Here is a 25,738-nt window from a genome sequence, read left to right as displayed (position 1 = left end):
AGTTCCTCCCGCTTGCTTAATTAATCCTTGCCTGCCCGCAGCCCCCGGTATTCCTTGGGAGTCATGCCTGTATACGACTTGAATACGGTCACGAAATATTTGTATTCCTTGTAGCCCACCTTGTCGGCAATTTCAAATACCTTGTCATGTGTCTCTGCCAGCAGTGCCTTAGCCTGCTCGATCCGCAGCCCGTTCATATATTCCGTGAAGCCTTTGCCTGTACTCTGCTTGAAAATATAGCTGAAATAGCTGGGCGTAATCTTCAGCCAGGCCGCAACCTCGGATGCCTTAAGGTCCGTAAGGTATTGGGCTTCAATGTAACGCTTGGCCTTCTCGACAATCCAGTAGGAGCGGTCGGTCCCGTTCTGCTCGATCAGCTCAAGCAAGTCGGCCATGTCTTTAAGGATCAGCGCCTGCAGAGCATCGTAAGAGTTATATAGATAGAGATCCGGTGACTGCCGGCCATAATCCATACCGGTGATTCCGCTCTTGCGCAGCCTCTGCCGAAGCAGGGCGAACAGCTCCTCGTACACGGTCACGATCTCATGCAGCAAATACGATTCACGCTTGAAAAAATTCAGCATCTCCGAAACCAGCTCCCCGGTCTCCTGGGCATCCTGTTTGAACAGAGCGGCCACCAGACTCTGTACCATGCCGGCAATGTCCAGCACTGCAGGCTCCCTTGTACCGCTCCATTGCCGGATAACGTCTTCCTCCAGCACCGCAGAGTTCCCCAGCACCGCATAGCGCAGCAGCTCTGCGGCTTCCGCACAGCGCTCTGCCGTCTCTGCGGCATCGGTATAAGCCCGGGATACCCCGCCATGCAGCTCCGCCCCCGGGATCAGCCCGGGAACGAAGCCGTCCAGCCATTCACGCCATTCCGGCGGCTCCAGCCTCCGCTCCGATACGGCCAGCGTAATCAGCAGGTTCTCATGATCGAAGATAGAGACAAGCTTCAGGCCGGGAAGCGCGAGCCGCCCGTGAAGGCTGCTTATCCACCGTTCCTGAAGCTGTTCATACGCCTCCTGCCCAAGCCCGCCATAACGCTCATGAAAGCAGCCGAGCTGCGATGCGAGAATTCTAAACTCCGCTCCCTGCAGCGAAGAAGGGGCTGCCTTGCGGTAGGCCATTCCGTGCCGGGCCATGTTGGTCAGCCAGAGCTTCAATTCATCCTTGCCGCCCTCCTGCTTCTGCTGCCGGATATCCTCTGCCAGCTTCGCCACTACGCCGGTAAGCTCGTCTATATTAACCGGCTTCAGCAAATAATCGTTGACCCCGAGCCGGATCGCCTGGCGCGCATAATCGAAATCCTCATAGCCGCTGATGATGATCATGCGGGCTTCCGGATAACGCTGCCCTACCTGCTCGGCAAGCTGCAGACCGTCCATACCGGCCATCCTGATGTCCGACAGTACAAAATTCACTTCATGCTGCCCCATCATCTGCAGCGCTTCCTCACCGTCATAGGCTTCTCCAATGACCTCTATCCCCAGCGCAGCCCAATCGACGGTTAAGCGAAGTCCCTTGCAAATGACCGGCTCATCATCGACAATCAGCATTTTAAGCACCTTGGTGTCTATTCGTCCGTTATTGCTCATGATCTTCTGCCCCCTCGCTTGTGGACTGCCGCAGCGGGAGCGTGACACGGATGCCCGTGCCCTCACCCGAAGTATTGATAATCCGCAGCCCGTAATCCTGTCCGAAGAAAATGGACAGCCGTTCATGAATATTGCGCAGCGCCCCTTCGTGGCCGCTTACCCGCATGGAAGGCCTGTGGTGGAGGCCGGCTTCTATTTCCCGCAGCCGGTCTTGGGACATGCCTGTTCCGTTGTCGGTCACATCAATCCGGATTTCATCTCCGGAGGTATATGCCTTCACTTCAATCCTATAGAGTGGCTTGCTCCGGTCTAAGCCATGCTTAACCGCGTTCTCCACCAGCGGCTGGATGGTGGCCTTCAGCGTAACCGCCTCTTCAATACCAGGCTCCAGATGCAGTGAATAAGACAGCTTGTCACCTAGTCTATACTGTTGTAAATACAAATAAGCCTGGACGAAATCCATTTCCTTGCCCACCGTCGTCTGATAGCTGCCGTTATTGACGCTGGCGCGGAAGAATCTGGACAGCATTTCGATCAGCTGGCTGGATTGCTCCGCCTGCTCCAGACGGGCTGTCCAGCGGATCATATCCAGGGTGTTGTACAGAAAATGAGGGTCCATCTGATTCTGCATCAGCTTCAGCTCCGACTCCCGTTCCCGAAGCTCCAGCTTGTATTTATGATCTATAAGCTGCTGTATGGTTACAACCATCTCGTTGAACTTGCTGCCCAGCTCGGCGATTTCATCCTGGGAGTTAACAGGCACCCTGGCGCTGAAGTCACCGCCGGCGACACGCCCTGTCTCGATCTTCAGCCGCAGAATCGGCCGGATAATGGTATAGTGGAATCCGACAAGCGCAGCGAGTGCCAGCACCAGGATGGCAGTCAGGATAACCGACATCACGATCTTGACGCTGCGGAATTCCTCAGCCATCTTCTCTTCAGAGATGATAACGACCACTTTCCAGTCGGAATTTTCAATTTGATTGTACATACTCAGGTAACGCTTACCCCCGATTACTGCGGTGGCAAGCTTGCTGCTGGACGCCGTTAGCGTCTGCATCAGCTCCCGGCCCGGAACATAGCTGTCCGGCAGACGGTTGACGGATTCCAGGATCAGATCACCGGCTCCGCCCATCACGAACACGCTGCCGTAACCGGCCCCCAGCACACCTTTTTCAAGCTGGGCAGCGATACTCGCCTCATCCAGCCGGATGGTCAGCCTGCCGAGCGGCTTCGTAATTTCACTGAAGGAATTCAGGATGCGGATCATGGAGAGCACCCTCACCTGCCCATTCCAGGAGCTGTAGAGCGGGTAGCCCTCGGTCCAGAGAATCCCGCCTTTGCGGGCCACCGCCTCATGCTCCCACTTCCCTTCATCCCCGCTGAACGGCTCCCCCATCTCAATGGTGTTACCGTTGTAGCCGGAGATTTCAATGGAGCGGATATAGCTTCGCGACATTAATTGAAACGTCAGGAAATCCTCGATATTACGCTTATATACAGCCCTTTGTTCAACTTCAAGCGGCGGATAGCTGCGGAGAAAGTTCCGCATGTCGGGACTCAGAATGAAATAATCGGCGATATCCTCCACCATTTTAGTCTGCTCGCCAAGCTGGCTGGTCACATTGTCAAGGTTGCGGCGGGTTGAATTGATGAACTGCTCGCGGAGCACCTTATTGTATTTATATTGAACAATGACCCCGACCCCGATGGTCGGCAGAATGACAAGTAGCAGAAAGATCACCATAGCCTTGCGTTTTAAGCCGAAATTACCGGACCTTATCCAGCGTGTCTTCATCCTCAGACTCCTTTATCCTAACTGCCCGCTGCTTTCTGTTGCTGCAAGACCCCGGTTTAGCCCTTAACCGCTCCGGCGGTCATGCCGGTTACCAGCTGCTTCTGCAGCAGCAGATAAAAGATCAGTATGGGAACAAGTGCAATGGTCAGCGCCGACATCTGCAGCGTATAGCTCGCCGTCTCCACGCCGACAAAATTCGCCAGCCCCAGCGGCAGCGTCTTGAGCGAATTGGAGGTGATCAGCACGAGCGCGAATAAATATTCATTCCAGTTGTAAATAAAGTTCAGAATCACGACGGTAGCCATAGCCGGGCGCGTGATCGGCAGAATAATCGACCAGAAAATGCGGAATACACCCGCTCCATCCATAATCCCCGACTCTTCCAGATCCTTGGGAAAGCCCCGCATAAAGCCCTCCAGAATAAACACCGTCAGCGACAGGTGAAATGCCGTATAAGGCAGAATTAGCGATAAGTACGTATCGATCAGACTCATTTTTTGCATAATCAAAAAGATCGGAATCAGTGTAGCATGAATCGGCACCAGCATGCCGAGCAGAAACAGCGCATACGTGAAGCCGCGGAGCTTGAAGGTGAACCGGGCCAGGAAATAGGCGGCAAGCGAGCCCAGCAGCACGGTCACCACCAGCGACACGAACGTAATCAGCAGACTGTTCAGGAAATAAATATTCATATTGGCAATTTCCCAAGCCTTAGTGTAGTTGGAGAAATGCAGTGTGGCCGGGAAAGAGAACGGATTGGCTGCATATTCCTGCTCTTCCTTAAACGAATTGACGATCATCCAGAAGATCGGAATTATATTCATAATAGCGAACAGACTCAAAAAAGTGTAGGCCATGATTTTGAATAACGGTGTTTTTTTATTCACAGGTGCTCTCCTCCTCTCTGTACAACTTCATCAGGCATCCTTCTCCCGGCCCAGCCGGTTGACGATAGTGATCACGATCAGACTGAACAGCAGAATCAGAATCGATACCGCACTGCCGTAGCCGTAACGCAAATTCATAAATGCGCTATTGTACATATAGAGCGTCATGACCTCCGTCTGATGCGCCGGCCCGCCGCCGGTCAGTACCTGAATCAGATCAAATACACGGAAAGAGTTGCTGATGCTGTAGACTACCGCTACCATGATGGTGCTGCGGAGCATCGGAATCGTGATATGCAGGGTGCGCCGGAAGCCGGTTGCTCCATCCAGCTCGGCCGCCTCATTGACCTCATCCGGGATATTCTGCAGGGCGGCCAGGAAAATAACCATATACAGACCGCAGTTCTGCCAAATGTAGGCCACACTGATGGACAGCATCGACCACTTCATATCCCCCAGCCAGTTCTGCTGCCAGCTCTCCAGTCCGAAGAAGGCCAGCATGCTGTTCAGCATCCCGTATTCCGTGTTATAGATCATGCCCCAAATTAAGGAAACCATGACGGACGAGATAACCACAGGCATGAACCCTACGGTACGGAAAAAGCCTGAGCCCTTCAGCCCCTTGTTCAGCAGCATAGCCATGATCAATCCCAGCGGAAGCTGGCCGACCAGCCCCGTCAGCATAATAACAACGTTATTCTGTACAGACAGCCAGAACGTATCATCCGTAAGAATGCGGGAATAGTTGTCCAGGCCGATAAAAGTCATCTTGCCGATCCCGTTCCAGTCCATCACCGAGTAGTAGAGCGAAATGCCGATCGGTATGATCGCAATTCCCAGATAGATGACCAGCGCCGGAAATAATCCGATAAAGATCGCCAGTTTATTTTGCTTAAGCGTATGCACAGGGCATCCCCCTTCCAGTTGAATCCTAATCTGCTTATGAAACGGAGAAACGGGGGCGCTAAGTGATGCTAACAGCGGTCTCCGTTTCTCCGTATGGGTCTTAGTTCATTTGGTCTATAGCTTCCTGCGCATCCGCCGCGACCTTCTCAGGTGTGCCACGGCCTACGGTCAGCGCCTGGATCCCATTCTGTACAACGTCAACCACTTGTGTCGGAATGATACTGTCGAATACAGGGGCTGTGCCTTTGCCGGTCAGCTCAAGCATCTCCTTCAGATACGGGCTGGCATCCTCGGGAATTTCAACCGTGGCCGGAACGACCACTCCGTTGCGGATCAGCTCCTTGTACAGGTCCTCGTTGACAAAATACTTCATGAATTCCTCAGCAGCCGCTTTGGTCTTCTCATTCAGCCCGCTCTTGATGGCGATGCCGTACTGCACCACACCCGCACTCTTTACCGGATCTCCTTTGCCGCCCTCCACGCTCGGGAACAGGGCAATGCCGAACTTGTCGCCTTCGTCATTGTTAATCCGGATTCTCGCATCAACGGTGGAGGAAGAGATGTGCATAGCTGCTTTTCCCTGAATGAAATAATCCTGCCCTTGCACCGAATCCATATTGTTGGCGTCGGTATTGAAGGCCCCCAGCTTGGTCAGCTCATCAATGACGGCAATCGCTTTGACGAAATCCGGGTCGGTAAACTTCGCTTCCTTATTGATCACCTTGGTGAGGAAGTCACTGCCGGTAAAGCGGTCCCCGATAATGGACAGATAGGAGGACTGCAGCGGCCATTGCTCCTTATTGCCCAGCGAGATTGGGGTAATTCCCGCCGCTTTCAGCTTGGTCACTGCATCGATGAGCTTATCGTACGTATCAGGGAATTCTGTATAACCTACTTGCGCGAACATATCTTTGTTGTAATAAATAATGTCTACGAAGGTCTGCTTGGTCGGTACCGCATACTGCTTGCCGCCGATATTGAACCCGGCCAATGCGCTCTCCGGCAAAATCGATTTCCAGTTATCCATCAGACCATCGATCGGCTCCACCAGACTTCCTTCGACCAGCGGCTCCAGATCCGCTCCGGGCCATACCACATTGATGTCTGCCAGATTGTTGGCGGCGGCCAGGGTGCGCAGCTTGGTTTTGTATTGTGCGGAAGGCACTCCGTCCTGCTTGATGACAATGTTCGGGTGCTCCGCTTCAAATTTGGCGATCCGTGCCTTGTACACTTCGTTATCTACATTGGGCGATGTCCAGGGATGCATCATATTCAGGGTGATGGTCTCTTCGCCATTTCCGCCCGCTCCAGTATTCCCTGCATTGCCGGTGTTGCCGTTGCCGCATGCTGCTGTGAACAAAGCCAGCGCGCCGGTTAAGCCAAGTAACGCTGCTTTTTTGGTCTGTTTCATTGTCACCATATTCGACCCTCTTTCTACTATTATAGTATCAGCTATTCCCGCACCTCAGATTCCCTGTTGGGTAGTTGGCTGAGTGGTTACGTTAATTATAAAAGCTATCGGCTGCCGTCTATATCCTACAAATGTTAGATTATATCCGTTATTCTACAGCTTGTTTGTAAAATTCATAGAAAATAGCTGAAAACAAGTCAATTTACATTACATTTCATGTTATATAAATCGTATTTTCCTGGATGTCTCTCCGGGTAAACGCTTCCAACAGAATAGTTATGTTAACCGCCTGAACATGTTCAAGCGGTTAGTGCTTCACAATTGCAGTTCATTTACAATACCGCCCTGTCCCAGCAGATGCTCCAGCATGTCGGAGAGCGGAACAGTTGCCAGCGCAATCGCCGTATCGGTTACGCCATAGTAGATGTGCAGGATGCCGTCATCCAGCACACAGCCGGTGGGGAAAATAACATTGGGAATCTGATAGCCGAACTTCTCATAGTACGTCTCAGGCTCCATGATGAATTCCTTCGTTCTGGCGAGCACCTTGGACGGGTCCTCCAGATCGAGCAGCATTGCGCCAAGGCGGTATACGGTATCATCATCTACACCGTGGTACAGCAGCAGCCAGCCCTGCTCCGTACGAATGGGCGGAGTGGAGGCACCGATCTTTTTGTTCTCCCAGCTGTTCTCTGCTTTGGCCAGCAGACTCGGGGCCTCCCAGTTCTTCAGATCCTCTGAATAAGAGATCCAGATTGCCGCCTGCTCCGTTCCGTAAGCCTCACCGATGTATTCCTCGGGTCTGCGGAGCAGCGCGTATTTGCCGCCTATTTTCTCCGGGAACAGCATATTGTTGCGGTCGTTGATCTCGATGGGAGTTGTAGTGCTGACATACTCCCAGTCCGTCAGATTGCGGGAGGACATCAGAATGGAGCGGGTCAGCCAGTGGCCTTCCTCTTCTCCCCAGCCGTCGGGATATTTAGGAATCGAACGCTCCGGAATACCGGTTCCTGTCGGATAATAATTCATGGCACAGGGACGGAGTGCGAAGCTCATGTAGAACACATCCCCTATTTTCACAATTCTCGGGTCCTGTACACTGCCGTACGGAAAGCCGAGCATATCCGGGGTAACCACCGGCTCGTCCTTCACATGGGTGAAATGCACACCGTCTTCGCTTTCCAGCAGACCCAGGTAATTTTTACACGGCGTCAGGGAGCCTGCCGTCCGTTCAATCATATAGAATTTCCCGTTATCCTTAATCACTGCCGGATTAAATACCGTAGCCAGACGCCAGTCATACTTGCCGGGCACCACAATCGGATTCTCCGGATGTCTGTTGATTCTCAATTGCTTCTCCTCCTCAGATTAGCCTGTGCTTGAATGGATTATCCCCATCATAGCCCGGCCCCGCCGTAAGAAATATCCCATAGAATTGCGATTATATCTGCAAAATATCAGCTGATGTCACAAACACAAAAAAGCAGAGATCCTCCGGCTATCGGAGAATCTCTGCTGACTTTTACATTCTTATAATCAATGAACGGCCGTTGCTCCAGGCAGTTCAGCGTTAAGCGCCAAATCCTCTTCCCGCATCCGCTCCTGCGGCACCGGCTTCTGCGGATGCCGGCAGTTCATCTGGTCCAGCAGCTGCGATACCGGCAACAGCATCATCTTGGGCACCAGCTGGTCACTGCGCACCTTGAGTCTCGCCCCGCCTGACGGATGAAGCACTCCCATCAGGATTCTGAGGTAGAACTTGGTGCTGCTGGCGAACAGCCCGCCCGGCAGATCCAGCACCATGAAGCCGAATTTCTCCGGCCCGCGGTTAATCATGCTGACGCCGTAGAGCGCCTTGGCCTCAGCCAGCTCCACATCACCGGCAATCCGCTCGGCCAGCAGCGGCAGATCCTTCTCCATCCGGCGGATCAGGCGGATTGCCAGCTGGGCGATGGAACGGGAATTCACCCCTAGCTCGAACAGCTGTCTGTTATCGAAATGCAGCTCGATCACCTTGTCGCCTTTGATGAGGGACTCACCGTTATCCATCAGGACCGTTCTGCCCTGATACTTGCGTACGCGGTAATGCAGGAACGGCTCTTGCGGCGTAACCGTCTTGATCTGGAACAGCAGCTGAAAGAGCTTCTCCCAGCCCAGCCATAGTCCGACGAGCAGCCGCTTGCCGAACGACAGGCCGGTGACAGGGGAGCTGCGCACCGCCCGGATCATCTCATCAATCCGCACGCTCTTCAGGCCGCGCTGCTCGGCCTCCTCCAGCATCCGCTCCAGCGCAATCAGCATATGCTCCGGCGCATTCGGATCAGCGCCGAGCGTGGTGCCGCAGTCATGAAGCAGCATAACTTCGCCAGGTCCCAGCTTGGCAAGCAGCTTCTCAGTCAGCCGCTCAACCCCGAGCTTCTCTTTCCAGTCGCCGAACATCGCCGACCACAGCACAATCTGCACCTGCCGGCGCTTGGAGAAATCAAACAGGTTCACAATTCCCCAAGGCGGGCGGTAATACGTACTGCGCTCGCCGGTAATCGCGAAGATGATGTCGCTGGTCTGGTCAATCTGCTTCCTTACCGTGGCCGGACGCATCAGCCAGTTCGTCTTATGGACATAATTATGAATCCCGATCAGATGCCCTTCCTCATGCATGCGCTTGATAATCCCGGGGTGCTGCTCCGCATGGGAGCCGACAACGAAGAAGGTGGCCTTCACCCCGTAGCGCTTCAGCAGATCGAGCAGTAATGGTGTATAATGCGGATCAGGCCCGTCATCGAAGGTCAGGCAATAATCCGTACGGCCGATTCCTTTGCGGAAGACACGATAGCCAAACAAGCGGCTGATCATGCCGGGAATAAAAGCATAAAAGGTAGAAATGTAAAATAGCCAGAGCAGCAAAGTCTGCATGTATATTCACCGCTTTTCCTGAGTTGACTTTGGCTCGACCTACGTCTGCAAACATCTAGATGTGATACGGCCAAAAACATCACCCCCTATTTTAACACAGGTGCCAAAGAAATAGACGGTTTTTATTAAAATCGTGTACAATGAGTTGAAGGTCGGACTACAAATCAACTATAAAAAGGGGTCGTTTATATCTATGCTGCCACTGTACAAAAAATATTGGCGCACCTTTTTCGACATCGGGCTGGTCATTCTTACGGTATACCTCGTGATGCTTGCCTTCAGCAAGCTGTACCAGCTGGCCGCACCGGTATTTCTGTCCTTTTTTGTCTTTCTGCTGATAGAGCCGCTGGCCCGCTTCCTGAACCGCAAGGGGATGGCCAAGCCTTTTGCCTCCGCAATCTCGGTGGTGTTGTTCCTGGTGATCCTGCTGGGCGTGCTGTTCGGTGCAGGCCTGCTCATTACGACCCAGGTGATCCGCCTTCAGCACAATCTGCCTCACTATACATACATCATTCAGCAGCATTTCACCGATACGACCAATTATCTTCAGCATAAGATTGATGCGCTCCCGGCTGATGTGACGGATAAGCTGAACGGCTACTTCACGGATGCCACCAATATTCTCTCGAAGTGGATGGTTGCCTTCTTCAAGTATATGGTCGGAGTGCTTGGTTCTTTCTCCTCCTTCATGGCCAACTTCGGGATTGCGATCATTCTGGCCTTCTTCCTGAGCATGGAGATCAAGGACTGGCGAAGAATAGCCCATGAGAAGCTGCCGAGAACGTTCAAGAACGCTTATGCGTTCCTTCAGGGCAATGTATTCAAGGCCATCGGTTCTTATCTGAAAGCCCAGCTGATCCTGATCAGCATCACCTTCGTCATTATACTGGTAGGCTTGCTAATTCTGCGCACAGGCAATGTGATCACCATCGCACTGGTCTGCGCACTGGTTGATGTGCTGCCGCTGCTCGGCGTACCGGCGGTGCTGATCCCCTGGATCATCTACCTGTTCATTGTCGGCAACACGCCGCTGGCCATCGGCCTGATTGTGCTGCTGGCGGTGGTGATGGTGGTAAGACAGCTGCTTGAGCCCAAAATCACCGGGAACTCGATCGGCGTCTCCTCCGCCTTCCTGATGCTCTCGTTCGTCATTCTCTCCTCGTCCCTGTTCGGGATCGCCGGACTTATCCTGTCGCCGATTCTGCTCATTCTCCTGAAGGAGCTGATTCAGCAGGGCTATCTCCAGCAATGGATTCACCTGCCGGAGGAGGAATTCGTCGTGTCTCCCTTCGCCGCCTCCCAGGCTTCTACTGCGGGCGGTCCGGTGAGCGGTGATCCGGCGGCAGAGGTTCCTGCGGAGCCGTCGCCAGCCAGACAGGGTACTCAGACTCCGGTGGAACCGGGCTCGGGCTCTGACAATAATCCAAATACCTGACCGAACAGCCGGGTGGCCAGATGCGAACTGCCCGGAGCGACATTCTCAACGGCAACGGATACCGCATAGCGCGGATGGTCTACCGGACCGTAGCCGATGAACCATTGGTTGTTGCGGGCCGCGCCCCGGACCAGCGTCTGGGCTGTACCTGATTTGCCCGCAAGCGGCCAGGGGGAATGCTTCAGGCTTCGGCCGGTTCCCTCTGTCACCACGCTGCGCATCATATCCAGCAGCACATGCGCGGTGGCCTTGGAGATTCTGCCTCCCGGCATCGGCGCCAGATGTGCCGGAAGCTCCTTCAGCGTCTGCCCGTTGGCAAAAGCAACCCGCTGGAGGATTCGCGGCGCCCGAACCTCACCGCCGTGCAGCAGCGTAACGACCAGATTCGCCGCCTGCAGCGGGGTGATCCGCACATCGCGCTGCCCGATGGCAGTCTGGACCCTGGCCCCGCCGTCATCGGGCAGCAGGGTGGTGAAGATCGTGCCCGCCTGCTCACCGGAGAGCGGGCGGAGCAGCGGCAGGCCCAATGTGTTCTCGGCCTGCCAGCCGATATCCCGGCCCAGGCCCAGGGCCAGCGCAGCCGATTGAAGCTGCATCCCGCTCAGCCGCTCGGCCAGGGTGGCGAATACGGTATTACAGGACACGGCGAACCCTTGCGCCATCGTAAGGGCGCCGTGTCCTTTGCCGTGCAGGCAGGTCAGCCCGTATTTGCCGTAGTCCCCGCTGCAGAAGAATGGCTCCGCCGGTTCCGTCAGGCCCGCTTCGAGCGCCGCAGCAGCCGTCACGATCTTGAAGATGGAGCCGGGGGCCGCCGCCTGCAGTGCACGGTTGTTCCATTCCCCGCCCTGCGGAGAGATCTGCTGCGGATTATAGAAGGGCAGGGAGACCATCGCCGCGATATCTCCGGTCTCGCTGTCCAGGACGACAATCGCCCCTTCCTTCACCCCCGCATCTCTCGCCAGCTGTTCAATGCCCTCCTGAAGCTTAAGATCAATGGTGGTATATAAAGACAACGGATAATACGGATTACCCGGCGCCTTGATGGTAATCGGGCTGCCCGGAACCCGTTTCCCGCGCGCATCGACCTGCGCCACCGCCTCGGTGTGCCCTACGCCCTGGAGCAGCGGCTCCAGCGTCTTCTCCAGCCCGCCGGTGCCTACTCTCGGAACTCTCAGGCCAGTAGGCGATTGCCGGAGCGCTTCGCCTGACGCCTCGGAGAGATACCCGAGCCATTGCCGGCCTGTGGTGAGGCCGTCATACCGGCGCGCGAACGGCAGCGCCCGCACGCCGTCAAGCTTCAGCCCTTCCACCTCCCTGGCCTGCGGCAATGTCAGGGCTAATGGTCCCGGCCCCTGGCTGGAGGGCCAGAGCAGCGGCTCCTTCAGACCGGTGCGTCTGGCCTTCAGCTCGCTGAAGCTGACGCCGAGAATCTCTGCCAGCCGGTGGAGCTGCCGGTCGTCGTTAGGCTCACTGGCACCATGATGTTGGGCAGGCTGCTCCTCCTGCGGGAACAGGGCAGCCGTCCAGACCGTCTCGCCGGCCAGCGCTTTTCCGTGCTTATCGTAGAGCCGTCCTCTTCCGCTGTCCAGCACCGTTTCCCGTTCACTCTGGATTTCCGCCATCTGGGTCATTGTATACCGGGTTCCGCCAACCCGCTGATCCTTCAGCAGCAGTTGAACCCAGGCCAGCCTGATAATCAGACCGGCCAGCAGGATACACAGAATCAGCCATCCCCAAAAGATACGTTTATGAATCAGCTTGTGCAAGTACTATTCCTCCATCCGGTGGGCTGAAAACCATGGCTACTAGTATACCCCAGCTGAAATAACAAAATAACCGCCCTCCATATAGGAAAGCGGTCTAAGAAGTTAGGCTCACACGCTGAATTTGGATAAACGCTCCCCGAGCTTTGCCGATGCGCTTGCCAGCTTGGCGGAGAGATTGACCAGATATTCGCTGACATTCTCCTGTTCGCCCGTAAGGGAGGCTACCTCTTCGGAGGCGGCAGAGGATTCTTCGGCGAAGGAGCTGACATTGCCGATCGTCTCCGACAGCACCTTCTGCGAATGGTCCAGTCCGTCAATCGAGACAGACACCGAATCCAGCCGGGTAATCAGATGATGCATCTGCTCCTGGACATTCGTGAAAATGTCGCTGGCGTTCTGAACGTACGCGATCTGTTCTCCAAACAGCGGAGCCACCTCGGACAATGCGTCTACGGTCTCATGAATGTCCTTGCGGATACTGTCCGTAATCCCGGCCACGACAGCAATTGAACGCTTGGACTGCTCTGCCAGCCCGCGGATCTCATCGGCCACAACAGTGAAGCCTTTGCCGGCCTCACCTGCCCGGGCCGCTTCAATAGAAGCGTTCAAGGCCAGAATGTTGGTCTGCTGCGCAATGCCCTGCATGACCTCCAGCACTTGGACGACAGACGCGGCCGATTCCTTCAGTTCATTCACCTTAATCACCAGATTGCTGGTCCGCTCGCCCGTCTCCTGTGTCCGGCCCAGCAGCTCCTGCAGCTTGACTACCCCTTCACTGCTTGCCTGCTCGACATGATGGGCGGTTCCGCCGATCTCATGGGCCGCAGCCGTAACGGCATCCATCCGCTCCGTGATGAGCGAGGTCATCTCATTGCCGCGGTCTGCCTCCAGCGACAGGCTGCCTGCGCCTCCGGCAATCTCTTCGGTCGCAGCAGCGATATCCTTCGCAGCCACCGCCGTCTCATGTGAGGCGTGACTCAGCGCATCCGCCGTCTCCAGCACCTCGCGTGCCGTCTCGTTGGTGTGTACGACCAGCTCTGTAATCTGCTCCATCATCGTATTGAAGGAGCCGGACAGCTGGCCGATCTCATCCCGTGAGACGGCCTGTGTGCGTACACGCAAATCCCCCGCCGCACCCTTGACCATCAGATCCCGCAGGCAGGACAGCGGACGCGAGACCATCCGGACCATCCAGAAGCCGATCAGCACAGCCACGGCAGCAGCGGCAGCCACCGCAATGTATGTAGTATTCAGAATCCGGCCCGCATCCTTGATCAGATTGGCGGAAGGAACTACGCCGAGCAGCCTCCAGCCTGAGCTCTGCAGCGTGCCGTATACAGCCAGAATCGAGTTGCCCTTCTCGTCCTTGGTCGGCAGCGAGCCGGACTGCTTGCTGAGCCCCTTGAATAAGGTTCCGCCAAGCCGCAGATAAGTATCGGCCTCATCATGCCGGGAGGAGGCGATCAGCTCATCCGCAGCAGTCAGCAGCTGGACATAAGAATTCTGGCCCAGATCAACCATGCCAAGATGGCTGTCAAGCTCTGTCGTCTTGATATCGCAGACGGCCAGATAACCTGAACCTCCGGCTTCAGCAACGGCCGATTTCGCAAAACGGACCACCCCGGATGCTTCGCCCTGCCCCAGCGCCTCGGTGATCCACAGCCTCTGCGGTTCCTTCTCCAGCTGCTTGTACCATTCAGCCTTGCGCACCCCCGTCAGAAATTCCTGGTCGGATGCGCCGGCAGCGGCAACAGGCAAGGCTTCATTCAGCGGAATCAGATAGACCGCCTGCACACTGGGCACAGCCGAGAGCCAATGGCTCAGCTCAGCAGTAATCACACTAGACAGCTCCAGGCGCTCCTTGGAGCCTTCAGCGGCGGGACCTCCCGCAGCGAGGGCCTGCTGAATGTCCTTGTTATAGATCAGCTGGCTGAGATTATCTTCGAAGCGCTGCAGAACTACATCCAGCTTCTCGGCGGTCTGTTCAACCGTCTGCTGATTGGCAGACAAGGCATTATTCTCAATGGTTTGTTTAGCAACGGAGTATGAGGTGTAGCCCAGAGACAGCACAATGCCCATAGTCGCAACGAAAAACACAAGAAAGAGCCGCATCCCCAGCGACTTGGAGGGACGCAGCCGAGAAAGAAAACGTTTACTTCCAACTGTTGACTTGCTCAAAAAATCACCGCCAGATTCTATGAATATATTCATAACTCTATTTATGATATAACAATAGATCTTGTGTGGCTGTGATTTTGTTCTACGTGTTATTTGACCGACCCTTGGGCAAAGCCGTTATAAATGTATTTCTGCAGCGCCACAAACGCGATCAGCGTCGGAATGATGGCGATCATAATCGCGGCGCAGATGACCTCCCACTGGGAGCCGTAGGGTCCTTTGAATTTGAAGAGTGCGGTGGACACGACCTGCAGGCTGCTTTTGGGCATATACAGAAAAGGGGTGTAGAAATCGTTGTAGATATTAACGCCCTTCACAATAATCACCGTCACAATGGCCGGACTCAGCAACGGAAGAATAATTCTCCAGTAGATCGTCCAGTAGGAGGCCCCGTCCAGCATGGCCGATTCGTCCAGCGATTCAGAGATCGAGTCCAGGAACTGCATGAAGATATAGACAGCGATAATATCGGTCCCCAGATACATCAGGATCGGCGCCCAGCGGGTGTTGAACAAATCCAGGGCGTTGATGATCTGAAAGGTTGCAACTTGCGTTGTGACTCCGGGAATCAGTGTTGCCAGCAGAAAAGCGCCCATAAGCAGCTTACTGCCTCTGAATTTGAACCGGGCCAGAATATAAGCCATCATCGAACCGGTAAACGTAGCGCCCGCGATGGAAATAAGGACGATAATGATCGTGTTCATGAAGCCCAGCAGCATGTTTCCGTCCACGAAGGCCTTAGAATAGTTGGCAAAATTCATCCAGTTCTCCGGCAGGGTCAGCGGACCAGTTGAGGCGTATTCGGCATTGGTCTTCAAGGAGGCGAAAAAGACGACGACAATCGGAATTAGCGCCATCAGCGCACCCAGCACCAGGGAGAGATATTTGAAGAACGCGGCCAGATTGTATTTCAAGGTATGCATCGATCTATGTCTCCTCCTTGATCAGAATGCGCTGCAGGATGGTAACCAGAACAACGATTCCGAGCAGCACCACAGCCATTGCCGAAGCCAGCCCCAGCTTGCTGTATTTGAAGGCCACATCGACCGTCTGGATGACAAAAGTGCCGCTGCCGTTCGAGCCGCCGGTCATGACATACGGGATTTCGAACACACCGATTGCCCCGCTGACCGCAAGAATCAGATTAAGCTGCAGGATGCGCTTGATGCTGGGCAGGATAATATGCCGGAACTGATGCCAGCGGTTCGCGCCGTCGATGTCCGAGGCCTCATAGATCTCGCTGCCGATCGAGGAGATTGCGCCAAGGAAGATAATAAAGTTCATGCCCATATAACGCCATACCGAGGCAAAGGCCAGAGAAACGTTGATAAGCTGCGGATTCAGCAGCCATTTCTGCTGTAACGCCCCGAGTCCGAGCAGATCAAGAATCGTATTCAGCGTGCCTTCCGGCTTGAAAAAGAACAGAAAGATGAACCCGATGGCCACCCCGTTCAGCAGGGTCGGAAAGAACAGAATTCCTTTGAACCAGTTCTTCATCCGGACATTGAAGCTGAGGATCGTGGCAAAATAAAGCGCCAGCCCCATCTGCACAAAGGTAGCGAAAAAATAATACAGGCTGACCTTAAACACGGCGAAGTACTCCGGCTTGGTGAAGATCGTCTTATAGTTGTCGAAGCCGATGTACTCCATCTTTTTGCTGAGACCGTCCCAGCTTGTGAAGCTGTACTGGAACATTTTGAATACCGGCAGATAAGAGAACGTTACCAGCAGAGCTACAGGTATTAGCGAGAATAAAAAGATGATCAGAATCCGTTGATTTTTATAGCTCAGATTAGACAATTTGGGCACTCCCCCACCTCCTGAACTTCAGGCGCCCATGCTACTTGGCACTAACAATTTTGGCTCTGGCCGCTTTCCATTTATCATTAAGCTCTTTCATGATGTCGTCATAGGATTGTTTGCGGTTGCCAATTGCCGCTTCGATGATAACCTTCTTGAAGTCAGGCTGCCACAGGCCGATTTCAGCCTCTTTGTCAATGGCATCCACCCAGCCTTCTTCACCGGCTTTGGCAGGAGCAAGCGTGTCAAAGGTAATGTCCGTGCCTTCAAATTGCTTGAGGATCTCCGGCAGCTCTGCTCCTTTGACCGGGCTCATCCCTCCGCCTTCCACCGTCGGATAACCGGACTCATTGATGAACCAGTCCACCCATGCTCTGGCGGCTTCTTTATGCTTGCTGTGAATGCTAATGCCCAGGTTATAGTCGTCAGACAGCGGAACCAGGATCTTATCGGCATTGGTCGGGAACGGCATGAAGCCTACATCGTCCGGGTTCGCGGCCAGCCCTTTAATCTGCCCGATGGCCCAGGAGCCGAGCATCATTGTACCGATTTTGCCGCTTGCCAGGTCCGCCTTGGAGGATTCCCAGTCTGTGGTTGTCGGGTCCTCTTCGATCAGGCCGTCTTTGGCGGCATCGTACATCACTTTGTACAGCTCATAGTGCGGCTGGCCCGGCACGAAGTTATCGTCAGAAGCCACCTGCCCGATGTTGACATATTCACGGTCCCCGGCAACGGTCGCCAGATCCGCTTCCCACTGCGTCAACGCCCAGCCTGAGGCGTAGTTCGTATAGAGCGGAACAGCATCCGTCTTCTCCTTGATGCTCTTCAGTGCGGCGGAGAACTGGTCGAAGGTTCTTGGAACCTCGGTCACTCCCGCATCCTGGAAGACCTTCTTGTTGTAGATCACGCCGGAGAAATTAACCGTAATCGGAATGCCGTACGAGATTCCGTCTACTGTCCGCTCTTCAAGGCCCGTATACTGCTGCTCAAGCTCAGACTTTTTACCCAGCGGCTCGAAAAAGTCCGGCAGATCCTTGATCGCAATGCTGGTCGGCAGCAGCAGAACATCCCCGTAATCATTGGTGCTCATGCGGATTTTGATCTGGTCCTCATAGTTGGATAAGGCCTCGAAATTCACCTTGATATTCGGATATTTCTCATTGAACTTGGCGGCGTATTCTTTGAATACGGTATCCACGATATCCGTCCGCTGTGTGATCACCGTGATATCACCCTTGATGTCCTTAGCCGCATCTCCCTCTGGAGCTGCCGTTGCCTCCGTCGCGGTATCTGTGCTGCCGCCTGCATTGGTTGCTGCCGCATTTGTGGCATTGTTATTGCCCGATGTACAGCCGGAGAATAGCCCGGCCATCAGTGCCAGCGCTGCCAATCCGGTAACTGCTTTGGTTTTGTTCATAGTCTTTCTGACCCCTCTCTTCATATTAGAAGCGGATGTAATACTAACAAACACAATAACAATAGCGCTTACATAACCCATTGTTATCGCTTACAAAACAATTATAGTCTGCTAAAATACCTAAAACGATGGTTTGAATTGCTTTTTCTGGTCTTGTATTTGTTATTTTTGTTATTCAAAATATAGCATTTAAGGAAAAACCGCCTTGCGGGCGACAGATGCTGGCGCTTATGCACGAACAATGTGTTCGGTTTTTCGATTACACCACAAAGAAAAACACTACCCCATCACTCCTTGAGGAAGTGAACAGGTAGTGCCCATATGTAGTATCGTTAAAGTCACGCCTGTCAGGATCTGTACCGGCCTTTATACTCCTTGGGAGTCATGCCGCACATCCTTTTGAACAGCTTATTGAAATAGACCGGATCACTGTAGCCGACTCTGTCAGCGATTTCATAATTCTTCAGATCGGGATGATCGAGCAGCATCTTCTTGGCCTCCGTAATCCGGATGCCGATCAGGTAGTCGGTAATGGTCTGCCCTGTCTTATGCTTGAACAAGCGGCTGATATAGCTCGCATTCATTCCTACGAGCTCGGCCAGACGCTCCAGCTCGAAGTTAAGCCCGTATTCCTGCTCCAGAATGCTCTTCATCTGCTCGACCACATAATGCTCCCCGCCTTCGGACGGCTGCGGCGGTACTTGACCCTGTACAGCCGCCGCAGCGGTCTGCTTATTCTCGCCTACACTCTGGAGCAAATCATATAATTGCGCCTTATCAATGGGCTTCAGCAGATAATCGAGCACCCCGAAGCGCATGGCCTTGCGGGCGTAATCGAATTCGCTGAAGCCGCTCAGTACTGCTATAGGCAACGTCTTAAGATGTGCTCTCGCCGCTTCGATCAGCTTGAATCCATCCATTCTTGGCATCTTGATATCTGTAACCAGAAGATCAAGCTCATTCAGGCTTAGCTTCTGCAGATGATTCCAGGCTTCGTGCCCGTTGCCGTATGAACCAATCACCTTGACCTCCAAATCCATTCTGGAAGCAATCTTCTCAAGCCCGCGGCGGATCACTTCCTCATCATCCGCAATCATGATCCGGATTACCACCCTATCGCCCCCATCATCTTATCCGCTATGATAGCGCTCTCAACTCAATTATAGACTTAACAGGTACAGTAGAAAATGTGTCCGTATGCACTTTTATAGTCTTCAATTTACTTTATTGATTTCCCGCTTGAATTGCTGCCTGAAAAGGGTTATAACATAATTATACTTCGTTATTATTATTCACTAACATAACTATAACAAAAAGAAGAGTATAAACTCCACTGCCAGTAGAACATTCCAGTCAGAACATTAAGGAGTGAACAGATCGTGATGAATCATTCATTGGAGAAATGGCGGGACAAACTGGAAGCAGAGCTGAAGACGAATATTCTGGACTTCTGGATGAAGCACACGCTGGATGAGACGTATGGCGGCTTTATCGGTGAAATGGATAGCCAGCTGAAGGTGATCCCCGGTGCTGACAAAAGCCTTGTCCTGAACGCAAGGATTCTCTGGACTTTTGCAAGTGCTTACAGAGTGTACAATGCCCCGGAATATCTGGCCGCCGCTGAACGTGCCTATGACTATCTTATCCGGCATTTCACAGATCAGAAGTTCGGCGGATTCTTCTGGATGGTGGATGAACATGGCGCTGCTGCCCAGCCGAAGAAACAAATCTATGGACTTGCTTTTACCGTGTACGCCTTGGCGGAATTTCATCATGCCACCGGACGGGAGGACCCGCTTCAGCATGCTGTTGATCTCTTCCACCTGATTGAGAGGTACGGCTACGATCCTGTGCACCAAGGGTATATTGAAGCCTTGTCACGGGAGTGGGAGATGACCGATGCCTTAAGTCTCAGTGCGAAGGATATGAATGAGAAAAAATCCATGAACACGCATCTGCATGTGCTGGAAGGGTACACCGGCTTGTACCGGGTATGGAAGTCAGAGCTTCTTCGGAGCAAGCTGGCTGAGCTGATCGGAACGATGCTGGACCATATCCTGGATGCAGACGGCAGGCACTTCCACCTGTTCATGGATGAAGAGTGGCAGGTGAAGTCCGAGCTTATTTCCTTCGGCCACGATATAGAGGGAAGCTGGCTGCTCTATGAAGCTGCGGAACTGCTTGGGGACAAAGCATTGCTTGGGCGTGTGCGCAAGGCGGCGCTTTCTATGGCCGAAGCCGCGCTGGCAGAGGGAGTAGAGCCGGACGGCGGAATCTGGAATGAGGCTGATCGCAGCGGCTTCATTGACAAAGCCCATGAGACCAGAGACTGGTGGCCGCAGGCGGAAGCCATGGTCGGATTCTACAATGCATATCAGTTAACCGGAGATTTGCGTTTCCTGCAGGCTGCCGAGAACTCATGGCGCTTCATCGACAACTATATCATTGATCATAAGCTGGGCGAATGGCATTGGGGCGTGGATACATCCCTGCAGCCGCTGTCCTCAGCACCCAAGGTCAGCGCCTGGAAATGTCCTTACCACAACAGCCGGGCCTGCTTCGAGATGATCAGACGGCTTGGCGAGCCATTACATTGACCGAATAACAGTTGTAATAGCCTATGAAGCAGAAGGCCTGCGGACTCCCGCAGGCCTTCTGCTTCAAGCCCGGGGTTTCCCCACAGAGTCCCGGTGAACGATATCTGCCGCGATCAGAATTTTCTCCAGCGGCGCAGCGGGATTCTGAATCCGGCTTAACAGCTTCTGGACCGCAGCCCGGCCCATAGCCTCCTTAGGCACATGAACGGTGGTGAGCGGAGTGACTCCCCGCAGGGAATCCTCGATATTGTCAAAGCCGGTCACTGATACATCCCCAGGGATGTTAAGCCCGGCTTCCCGCAGCACTTCGCTGACCGTAAGGGCTATGAGGTCGTTCGCACATACGAGTGCAGTCGGCAGGGTACCCGATTCCTTCCCCTCGGCAGCCCAGAGTCTGAATTGTTCGCGCAGCACTTCGTCAACCATCCCCTCCATCAGCAATTCATCGCCGATCACCGGCGCCTTCAGCCCGTTCTCCTCCAGCGCACTGCGGAAGCCGATCCAGCGGTCCCGGAAGCTGCGGGAGTAACGGATATTGCCGACGAAACGAAAGGATGTATGACCGGTGCCAATCAGATGATTGACCAGCCGGGCCAGCGAATCGATGTTGTTCGCAAACACCGTATCACTTGGAATTAGTGCATCCTCATGGTCAATCATGACCATCGGCAGCCCGATCCGGCGTACCTCCAGCAGCTGCGCGGTAGAGATCTGCCCGACTCCAATCAGGCCAAGCAGACCGTCGGGATTAAGGACATTGACGAAATGATCCGCCCGGTGCTCGGAGATGATGACCATCCCCAGCCCTTCCTGATCGAGAGCCAGCGCAATGCCGTCAACAATTTTGCCCCAATACAGGGAATCCTGGGTCTGGGAGCGGATATTGGGCATCAGCACCAGCACGGATTGCTTGTTGCGGTCATGCTCTCCGGTCAGTGCCCGGCGCAGCGGATTTTGCCCATAGGCGTTTTTTTGAGTGAAATACCCCAGCTGGGAGGCGGCCTCAATCACCCGCTCCCGGGTGGTCTCATTGACCCCCTCCTTGCCGGAGAGCGCTTTGGAGACCACGAACTTGGATACGCCCAGGTGGTCGGCTATTTTTTGCATCGTTACTTTTTTGGCCACAACAATACCTCCAGAATGTGAACTTGCTTGCTGCGCAGAGCCCGCGGTTACGGAGACGCCTGCTGGCTTATGCGCGCTTCCTTCCATTTCGAATTCAACTGGTCAAAGGCCTTCTGCAGATCCGGCGCGGCTAACAAATCCTGAATATAATCGCCCGACCAGAAGCTGAGCTTCGCCCGGTTCGCCATGTCAATGAAGGCATCGGACTGCACCGTAGCCTCAATCAGCTTCGGATCGTAGGAGAGGAACTCGCTGTACTGCTCTAAGGCGGGCCCGTCCGAATCATCCGCTGGCAGGAACCCCCAGTCTTTTGCATACGTGGTTTCTGTAATGAAAAATTTCAGCCAAGCCATCGCCAGCTCCTTATGGCTGCTGAACCTGCTGACACCCATGAACCAATCGGGGTTAAGCGCAGCATAATGGGCCGGATCATTGTTATATGGAAAAGGAAAGAAGCCTATATCCTCCGGGGAAGCGCCTGCATCCATGATCTGCCGGATCGTCCAGTTCCCCTGCAGATACATCCCTGCCTCGCCTTTGGCCAGCTTGGTCTTGGAGATCTCCCAGTTGTTCGAGAAAAGCTGCTCCTCGACATAGCCCTTAGCCAGCAGCGTTCTGGCAATGCCCAGCGCCTGCCCCCATTCATTCCCGGTCTCCCAGGGACTGTCCTCATGCACCATATCGTTCAGATAATCGGGGTTGCCCGTCATATAATTAACCAGATTATTCCCCCACTCCCGCAGCGGCCAGACGGCCCCGTAGTTCATATACAGCGGGATGATGTCCGCCTGCTTCAGCTTGGCACAGGCAGCGTAGAATTCATCCAGCGTCTGAGGCACCCGTTCAATCCCCGCTTGTGCAAAAGCCTTCTTGTTATACACGATGCCGCTCGTAGTGGTGCCCGTAGACAGCCCGTACCGCTTGCCGTCATAGGTGGCGAAGGTTGTGAATCTCTCCCCTGCCGCCAGCTCCTCACTCAGAGGCTCAAAGAACAGCTCCAGCTCCTTCGCAGGCAGATTGACCGGAAGCAGCAGAACATCCCCTGTATCTTTGGTGGACAAGCGGACCAGAATATCCGTGGCATAGCTGGACAATCCCTCGAATTCCACCTTAGCCTCAGGATACCGCTTCCTGAATTCATCCGCGTAGCGCTTAAAGGTCCCGTTCTCTATCAGGTCGATCCGGTTCGTCAGCATCACGATGGTACCGGACAGCCTGGAAGACTCATCATCTCCGGCAGAAGACGTTAAGGCTGGTGCCTGCCCCTTGCCGCCCAAGCTGTTACAGCCGGTTACCAGCAGAATCAGCAGCAGAAAAGTATACACCCGAAAGTATACAATCATCCTTTTCAAGCCTATTCCCCCTCAGTGGAACTTTCCTTGAATTAACGTTGCACCGTCCCCCGCAGCGGCAGCGATAAAATAACATCCGTACCCTCGCCCGGCTTGCTGAACACCTCAATCCCATAGGCCGGTCCATAATGAAGCTGTATCCGCTGGTGCACGTTGATCATGCCAATACCGCCATTGATGCTTGCCTTCGGCGGGGCTTCGTATCTCAGCCTATGATTGAGCTTATCCAGCGTGATCTGCTCCATGCCGCAGCCGTCATCCCGGATATGGAACAGCAGCTTCTGCCCGGTTCGTTCACAGGTGATGCTCAAATGCATGAGCGGCTTGGTATCGTCCAGCCCGTGATAAGCGGCATTCTCTATGATCGGCTGAAACACCAGCTTAATCATGGAATAGCTGTCAAGCTCCTCAGGGACATCAATCGTCAGCTCGAATCTCCCGGGATACCGGCAGCCCAGCAGCTCCACATAGTTACGTACATAGAGCAGCTCCTGCTTCATTGTAGTCCAGCCCGACAGATCACTGGTGCTGTAGCGGAGAAGCTTTCCCAGAATGGAGATCATGTCAGCCGCGTCCGTATCATCGTTAATCTCCGCCGTCATCCGGATGGATTCGAGCGTGTTATAGATAAAATGCGGATTGATCTGGCTCTGAAGCGCCTGCAGCTCCGCCTCCTTCTTCTGCTCCTCCATCCGGTAAATATCCTGAATCAATTGACGGATGCGGGCCAGCATACGGTTGAATTGATGCCCCAGGAGACCGATCTCATCACGGCGTTTCACGCGGAAGGTCACATCCAGATCACCGCCCTGCACCTGCTTCATAAGCTGGATCATCCGGGTCAGCGGCTTGGTCAGGGCAAACGACAGAATAAGGGAGATGATCAGGGCCAGCACAATGATGACCAGAGTGGCGCCTATCGTGGCGTTACGGGTCAGCTTCACCCCATGGGTTAATTCGTCCACCGGAATGGAGATAATGACCTTCCAGTTTGTTTTGGATGAGCTGGAATAGATATTCAGCCGGTCCTTTCCGGATACCGTATCATAAAAGCTGCCGGAGCTCCCCACAGCAGACTGGAACAAGGAGGAACGGGAGATATCCTTCGTCAGCAGCTTCTGGTCACTGTCATAGATCACTTTGCCGGACTGATCCACAATCACAGACTTCCCGCGGGTAACCTTATCCAGCTCCGCCACCTGGGTCTCCAGATTACTGAAGTTGGCCTCCACCGCGATCAGTCCGACCGGCTTCCATAACCCGTCCAGAATGTTGCGCACCACGGTAAAAGCATAACGCGTACTCTGCAAATTGCTCGTATATGCCTGTGTTCCCAGGAGGGTTGCTTCTCCGCCGGAGTCTTTGGTCTGCCCGCTCCAGAACCTGTAGCTCTGCATCAGATCCAGCCGGACGCCTCCATCCTTGGCTGAATAATAACCATTCCCGTAGTTATCAAAAATATAGACAGAATTGGTCCCCCGCTTGATGTTGTTAATAAACGAAATATTCTCTTCAATGCCCCGCTGAATGGACAGCAGGAGGTCCAGGTCGCCGGGAGCAACCGGAGCCGTACCGGCATCGCCCTTCATCATCTGCTTCTGCTCATAATAACGGTTCGAGCGGATCAGATTCTGCTTGATATCATTCACGTAGGCGGGCATGGAAGAAATCCGTTTCATATCTTCTATGTAATCATCGATGGAATCCATCATCTGATCAATCAGCTTCTCCGAATAGGCAACCGTGTTCGCCTGGATGGATGCGGAATAGCTCCTGAAGCTGATCACACTGATAAAAGACAGCGGGAGCGTAATAATCACCAGAAAGACCAGGAACAGCTTCCGTTCCATGGACATGTCGGCGATATATGACCACCCGTTGGAGCTGCGGGTTACTTTCACTCTGCCTTCTCCCTGGTTCAGATTCCCTAACTAATCCAGCAAACAAGATAACAAAACCCTAACAAAATCATTATACGCATTCGCTTAAGGATGTACAAGGAAGGATAGTTTGGTAGCTTCCTTGAATTAAAAAGGTAATATAAAAAATAGCCGTATTCGCTAATGGTTCGGCTTCTCTGGAAAGTAGGATGGGTATGAAACTTAAAGGGACTTTAACTGAACAAGCATATAGAGAAGAATTAAAAGCCTCGAAATTTCATTTGTTCAATGATATGTCCAAGCGCAGGTTCTTAAACATTATTAGAAAAACATTTCCGGCTATGAGAACAGCACACGTGTTATCTTGGATACCCGATCAGGGTGAGGATATAATTAGCTTCCTTGTGGATACTCATTCAGTTATTAAAATTGAACTGGACCGTTATGATGACACAGTCACTCCGGTAGTCGATGTGTATCCAATTGAACATTGGATGAAGGGACTTAGTAAAACGTTTCAGATCAAAATCTTAGTAGCATTGGATATGGCTAAAAACGATATGTATCAAAGCAATTGAAGCAAAACAAAGTATAAACAGAGGCACTCATACTTTCATCATCGTGGTACGGCGCTTAAGACGCATAGTAAACCGCTGAGACAGACCAACTAATGGA

The 25,738-nt window shown here is 53.6% G+C and carries 19 protein-coding genes; 3 read left to right on the top strand and 16 right to left on the bottom strand.

The genetic code is table 11. The annotated features are described in order from the left end of the window. Positions 1 to 20 precede the first annotated feature (20 nt). From MHI24_RS24685 to MHI24_RS24655, 7 genes are all read right to left on the bottom strand, one after another. A complete protein-coding gene (locus MHI24_RS24685; RefSeq protein ID WP_340022167.1) occupies positions 21 to 1,598 on the bottom strand; it encodes a response regulator in 1,578 nt (525 codons plus the stop codon). After that, the gene (locus MHI24_RS24680) at positions 1,588 to 3,396 is read right to left on the bottom strand and encodes a sensor histidine kinase (RefSeq protein ID WP_340022166.1); all 1,809 of its coding nucleotides are present in this window, start codon (positions 3,394 to 3,396) and stop codon (positions 1,588 to 1,590) included. The genes MHI24_RS24685 and MHI24_RS24680 overlap by 11 nt, the downstream gene beginning before the upstream one ends. Before the next feature lie 56 nt (positions 3,397 to 3,452). Continuing rightward, entirely contained in the window at positions 3,453 to 4,283 is an 831-nt protein-coding gene (locus MHI24_RS24675) for a carbohydrate ABC transporter permease (RefSeq protein WP_340022165.1), read from the bottom strand. A 30-nt stretch (positions 4,284 to 4,313) separates the two neighbouring features. Continuing rightward, a complete protein-coding gene (locus tag MHI24_RS24670; protein ID WP_340022164.1) occupies positions 4,314 to 5,189 on the bottom strand; it encodes a sugar ABC transporter permease in 876 nt (291 codons plus the stop codon). Between the two features lie 100 nt (positions 5,190 to 5,289). Further along, positions 5,290 to 6,609 (bottom strand): extracellular solute-binding protein, encoded by a 1,320-nt coding sequence (locus MHI24_RS24665; RefSeq protein WP_340022163.1) that lies wholly within the window; start codon positions 6,607 to 6,609, stop codon positions 5,290 to 5,292. Positions 6,610 to 6,915: 306 nt separating this feature from the next. Beyond that, positions 6,916 to 7,950 (bottom strand): glycosidase, encoded by a 1,035-nt coding sequence (locus MHI24_RS24660; RefSeq protein ID WP_340022162.1) that lies wholly within the window; start codon positions 7,948 to 7,950, stop codon positions 6,916 to 6,918. Between the two features lie 186 nt (positions 7,951 to 8,136). Next, positions 8,137 to 9,513: a polysaccharide deacetylase family protein gene (locus MHI24_RS24655; RefSeq protein ID WP_340022161.1), complete on the bottom strand. Its 1,377-nt coding sequence runs from the start codon at positions 9,511 to 9,513 to the stop codon at positions 8,137 to 8,139. A 193-nt stretch (positions 9,514 to 9,706) separates the two neighbouring features. Here MHI24_RS24655 and MHI24_RS24650 point away from each other — a divergent pair, with 193 nt between their 5' ends. Then, positions 9,707 to 10,948 (top strand): AI-2E family transporter, encoded by a 1,242-nt coding sequence (locus MHI24_RS24650; RefSeq protein WP_340022159.1) that lies wholly within the window; start codon positions 9,707 to 9,709, stop codon positions 10,946 to 10,948. Here the strand turns inward: MHI24_RS24650 and MHI24_RS24645 are convergent. From MHI24_RS24645 to MHI24_RS24620, 6 genes are all read right to left on the bottom strand, one after another. Continuing rightward, positions 10,897 to 12,714 (bottom strand): penicillin-binding transpeptidase domain-containing protein, encoded by a 1,818-nt coding sequence (locus MHI24_RS24645; RefSeq protein ID WP_340022158.1) that lies wholly within the window; start codon positions 12,712 to 12,714, stop codon positions 10,897 to 10,899. The genes MHI24_RS24650 and MHI24_RS24645 overlap by 52 nt on opposite strands. A 108-nt stretch (positions 12,715 to 12,822) precedes the next feature. Beyond that, on the bottom strand, positions 12,823 to 14,892 hold the full coding sequence (locus tag MHI24_RS24640; protein WP_340022157.1) for a methyl-accepting chemotaxis protein: 2,070 nt from the start codon (positions 14,890 to 14,892) through the stop codon (positions 12,823 to 12,825). Positions 14,893 to 14,981: 89 nt separating this feature from the next. Further along, a complete protein-coding gene (locus tag MHI24_RS24635) occupies positions 14,982 to 15,815 on the bottom strand; it encodes a carbohydrate ABC transporter permease (protein ID WP_340022156.1) in 834 nt (277 codons plus the stop codon). Between the two features lie 4 nt (positions 15,816 to 15,819). Further along, positions 15,820 to 16,701, bottom strand: a complete 882-nt coding sequence (locus MHI24_RS24630; protein WP_340022154.1) for a sugar ABC transporter permease — start codon at positions 16,699 to 16,701, stop codon at positions 15,820 to 15,822. Positions 16,702 to 16,732: 31 nt separating this feature from the next. Continuing rightward, positions 16,733 to 18,109 (bottom strand): extracellular solute-binding protein, encoded by a 1,377-nt coding sequence (locus MHI24_RS24625; protein WP_340022153.1) that lies wholly within the window; start codon positions 18,107 to 18,109, stop codon positions 16,733 to 16,735. A 347-nt stretch (positions 18,110 to 18,456) separates the two neighbouring features. Next, positions 18,457 to 19,221 (bottom strand): response regulator, encoded by a 765-nt coding sequence (locus tag MHI24_RS24620; RefSeq protein ID WP_340022152.1) that lies wholly within the window; start codon positions 19,219 to 19,221, stop codon positions 18,457 to 18,459. A 270-nt stretch (positions 19,222 to 19,491) separates the two neighbouring features. Here MHI24_RS24620 and MHI24_RS24615 point away from each other — a divergent pair, with 270 nt between their 5' ends. Further along, complete coding sequence (locus MHI24_RS24615) at positions 19,492 to 20,706, top strand: AGE family epimerase/isomerase (protein WP_340026780.1); 1,215 nt, start codon at positions 19,492 to 19,494, stop codon at positions 20,704 to 20,706. 63 nt (positions 20,707 to 20,769) lie between these two features. Here the strand turns inward: MHI24_RS24615 and MHI24_RS24610 are convergent, their stop codons facing one another. The 3 genes from MHI24_RS24610 to MHI24_RS24600 are packed head-to-tail and all read right to left on the bottom strand — an operon-like array spanning position 20,770 to position 25,084. Further along, positions 20,770 to 21,831, bottom strand: coding sequence for a LacI family DNA-binding transcriptional regulator (locus MHI24_RS24610; RefSeq protein WP_340022151.1), 1,062 nt, complete (start codon positions 21,829 to 21,831; stop codon positions 20,770 to 20,772). 47 nt (positions 21,832 to 21,878) lie between these two features. Beyond that, on the bottom strand, positions 21,879 to 23,174 hold the full coding sequence (locus MHI24_RS24605) for an ABC transporter substrate-binding protein (protein ID WP_340026779.1): 1,296 nt from the start codon (positions 23,172 to 23,174) through the stop codon (positions 21,879 to 21,881). Positions 23,175 to 23,215: 41 nt separating this feature from the next. Then, a complete protein-coding gene (locus tag MHI24_RS24600) occupies positions 23,216 to 25,084 on the bottom strand; it encodes a sensor histidine kinase (protein WP_340022149.1) in 1,869 nt (622 codons plus the stop codon). A gap of 188 nt (positions 25,085 to 25,272) precedes the next feature. On the opposite strand from MHI24_RS24600, the gene MHI24_RS24595 reads away from it, so the two are divergent. Continuing rightward, positions 25,273 to 25,641, top strand: a complete 369-nt coding sequence (locus MHI24_RS24595; RefSeq protein ID WP_340022148.1) for a hypothetical protein — start codon at positions 25,273 to 25,275, stop codon at positions 25,639 to 25,641. Positions 25,642 to 25,738 lie beyond the last annotated feature (97 nt).

Source organism: Paenibacillus sp. FSL K6-1096 (assembly GCF_037977055.1).
Taxonomy (GTDB): Bacteria; Bacillota; Bacilli; order Paenibacillales; family Paenibacillaceae; genus Paenibacillus_AQ.
The sequence above is the reverse complement of the archived record's forward strand: the minus strand, read 5'-3'. Positions and strand labels throughout refer to the sequence as shown.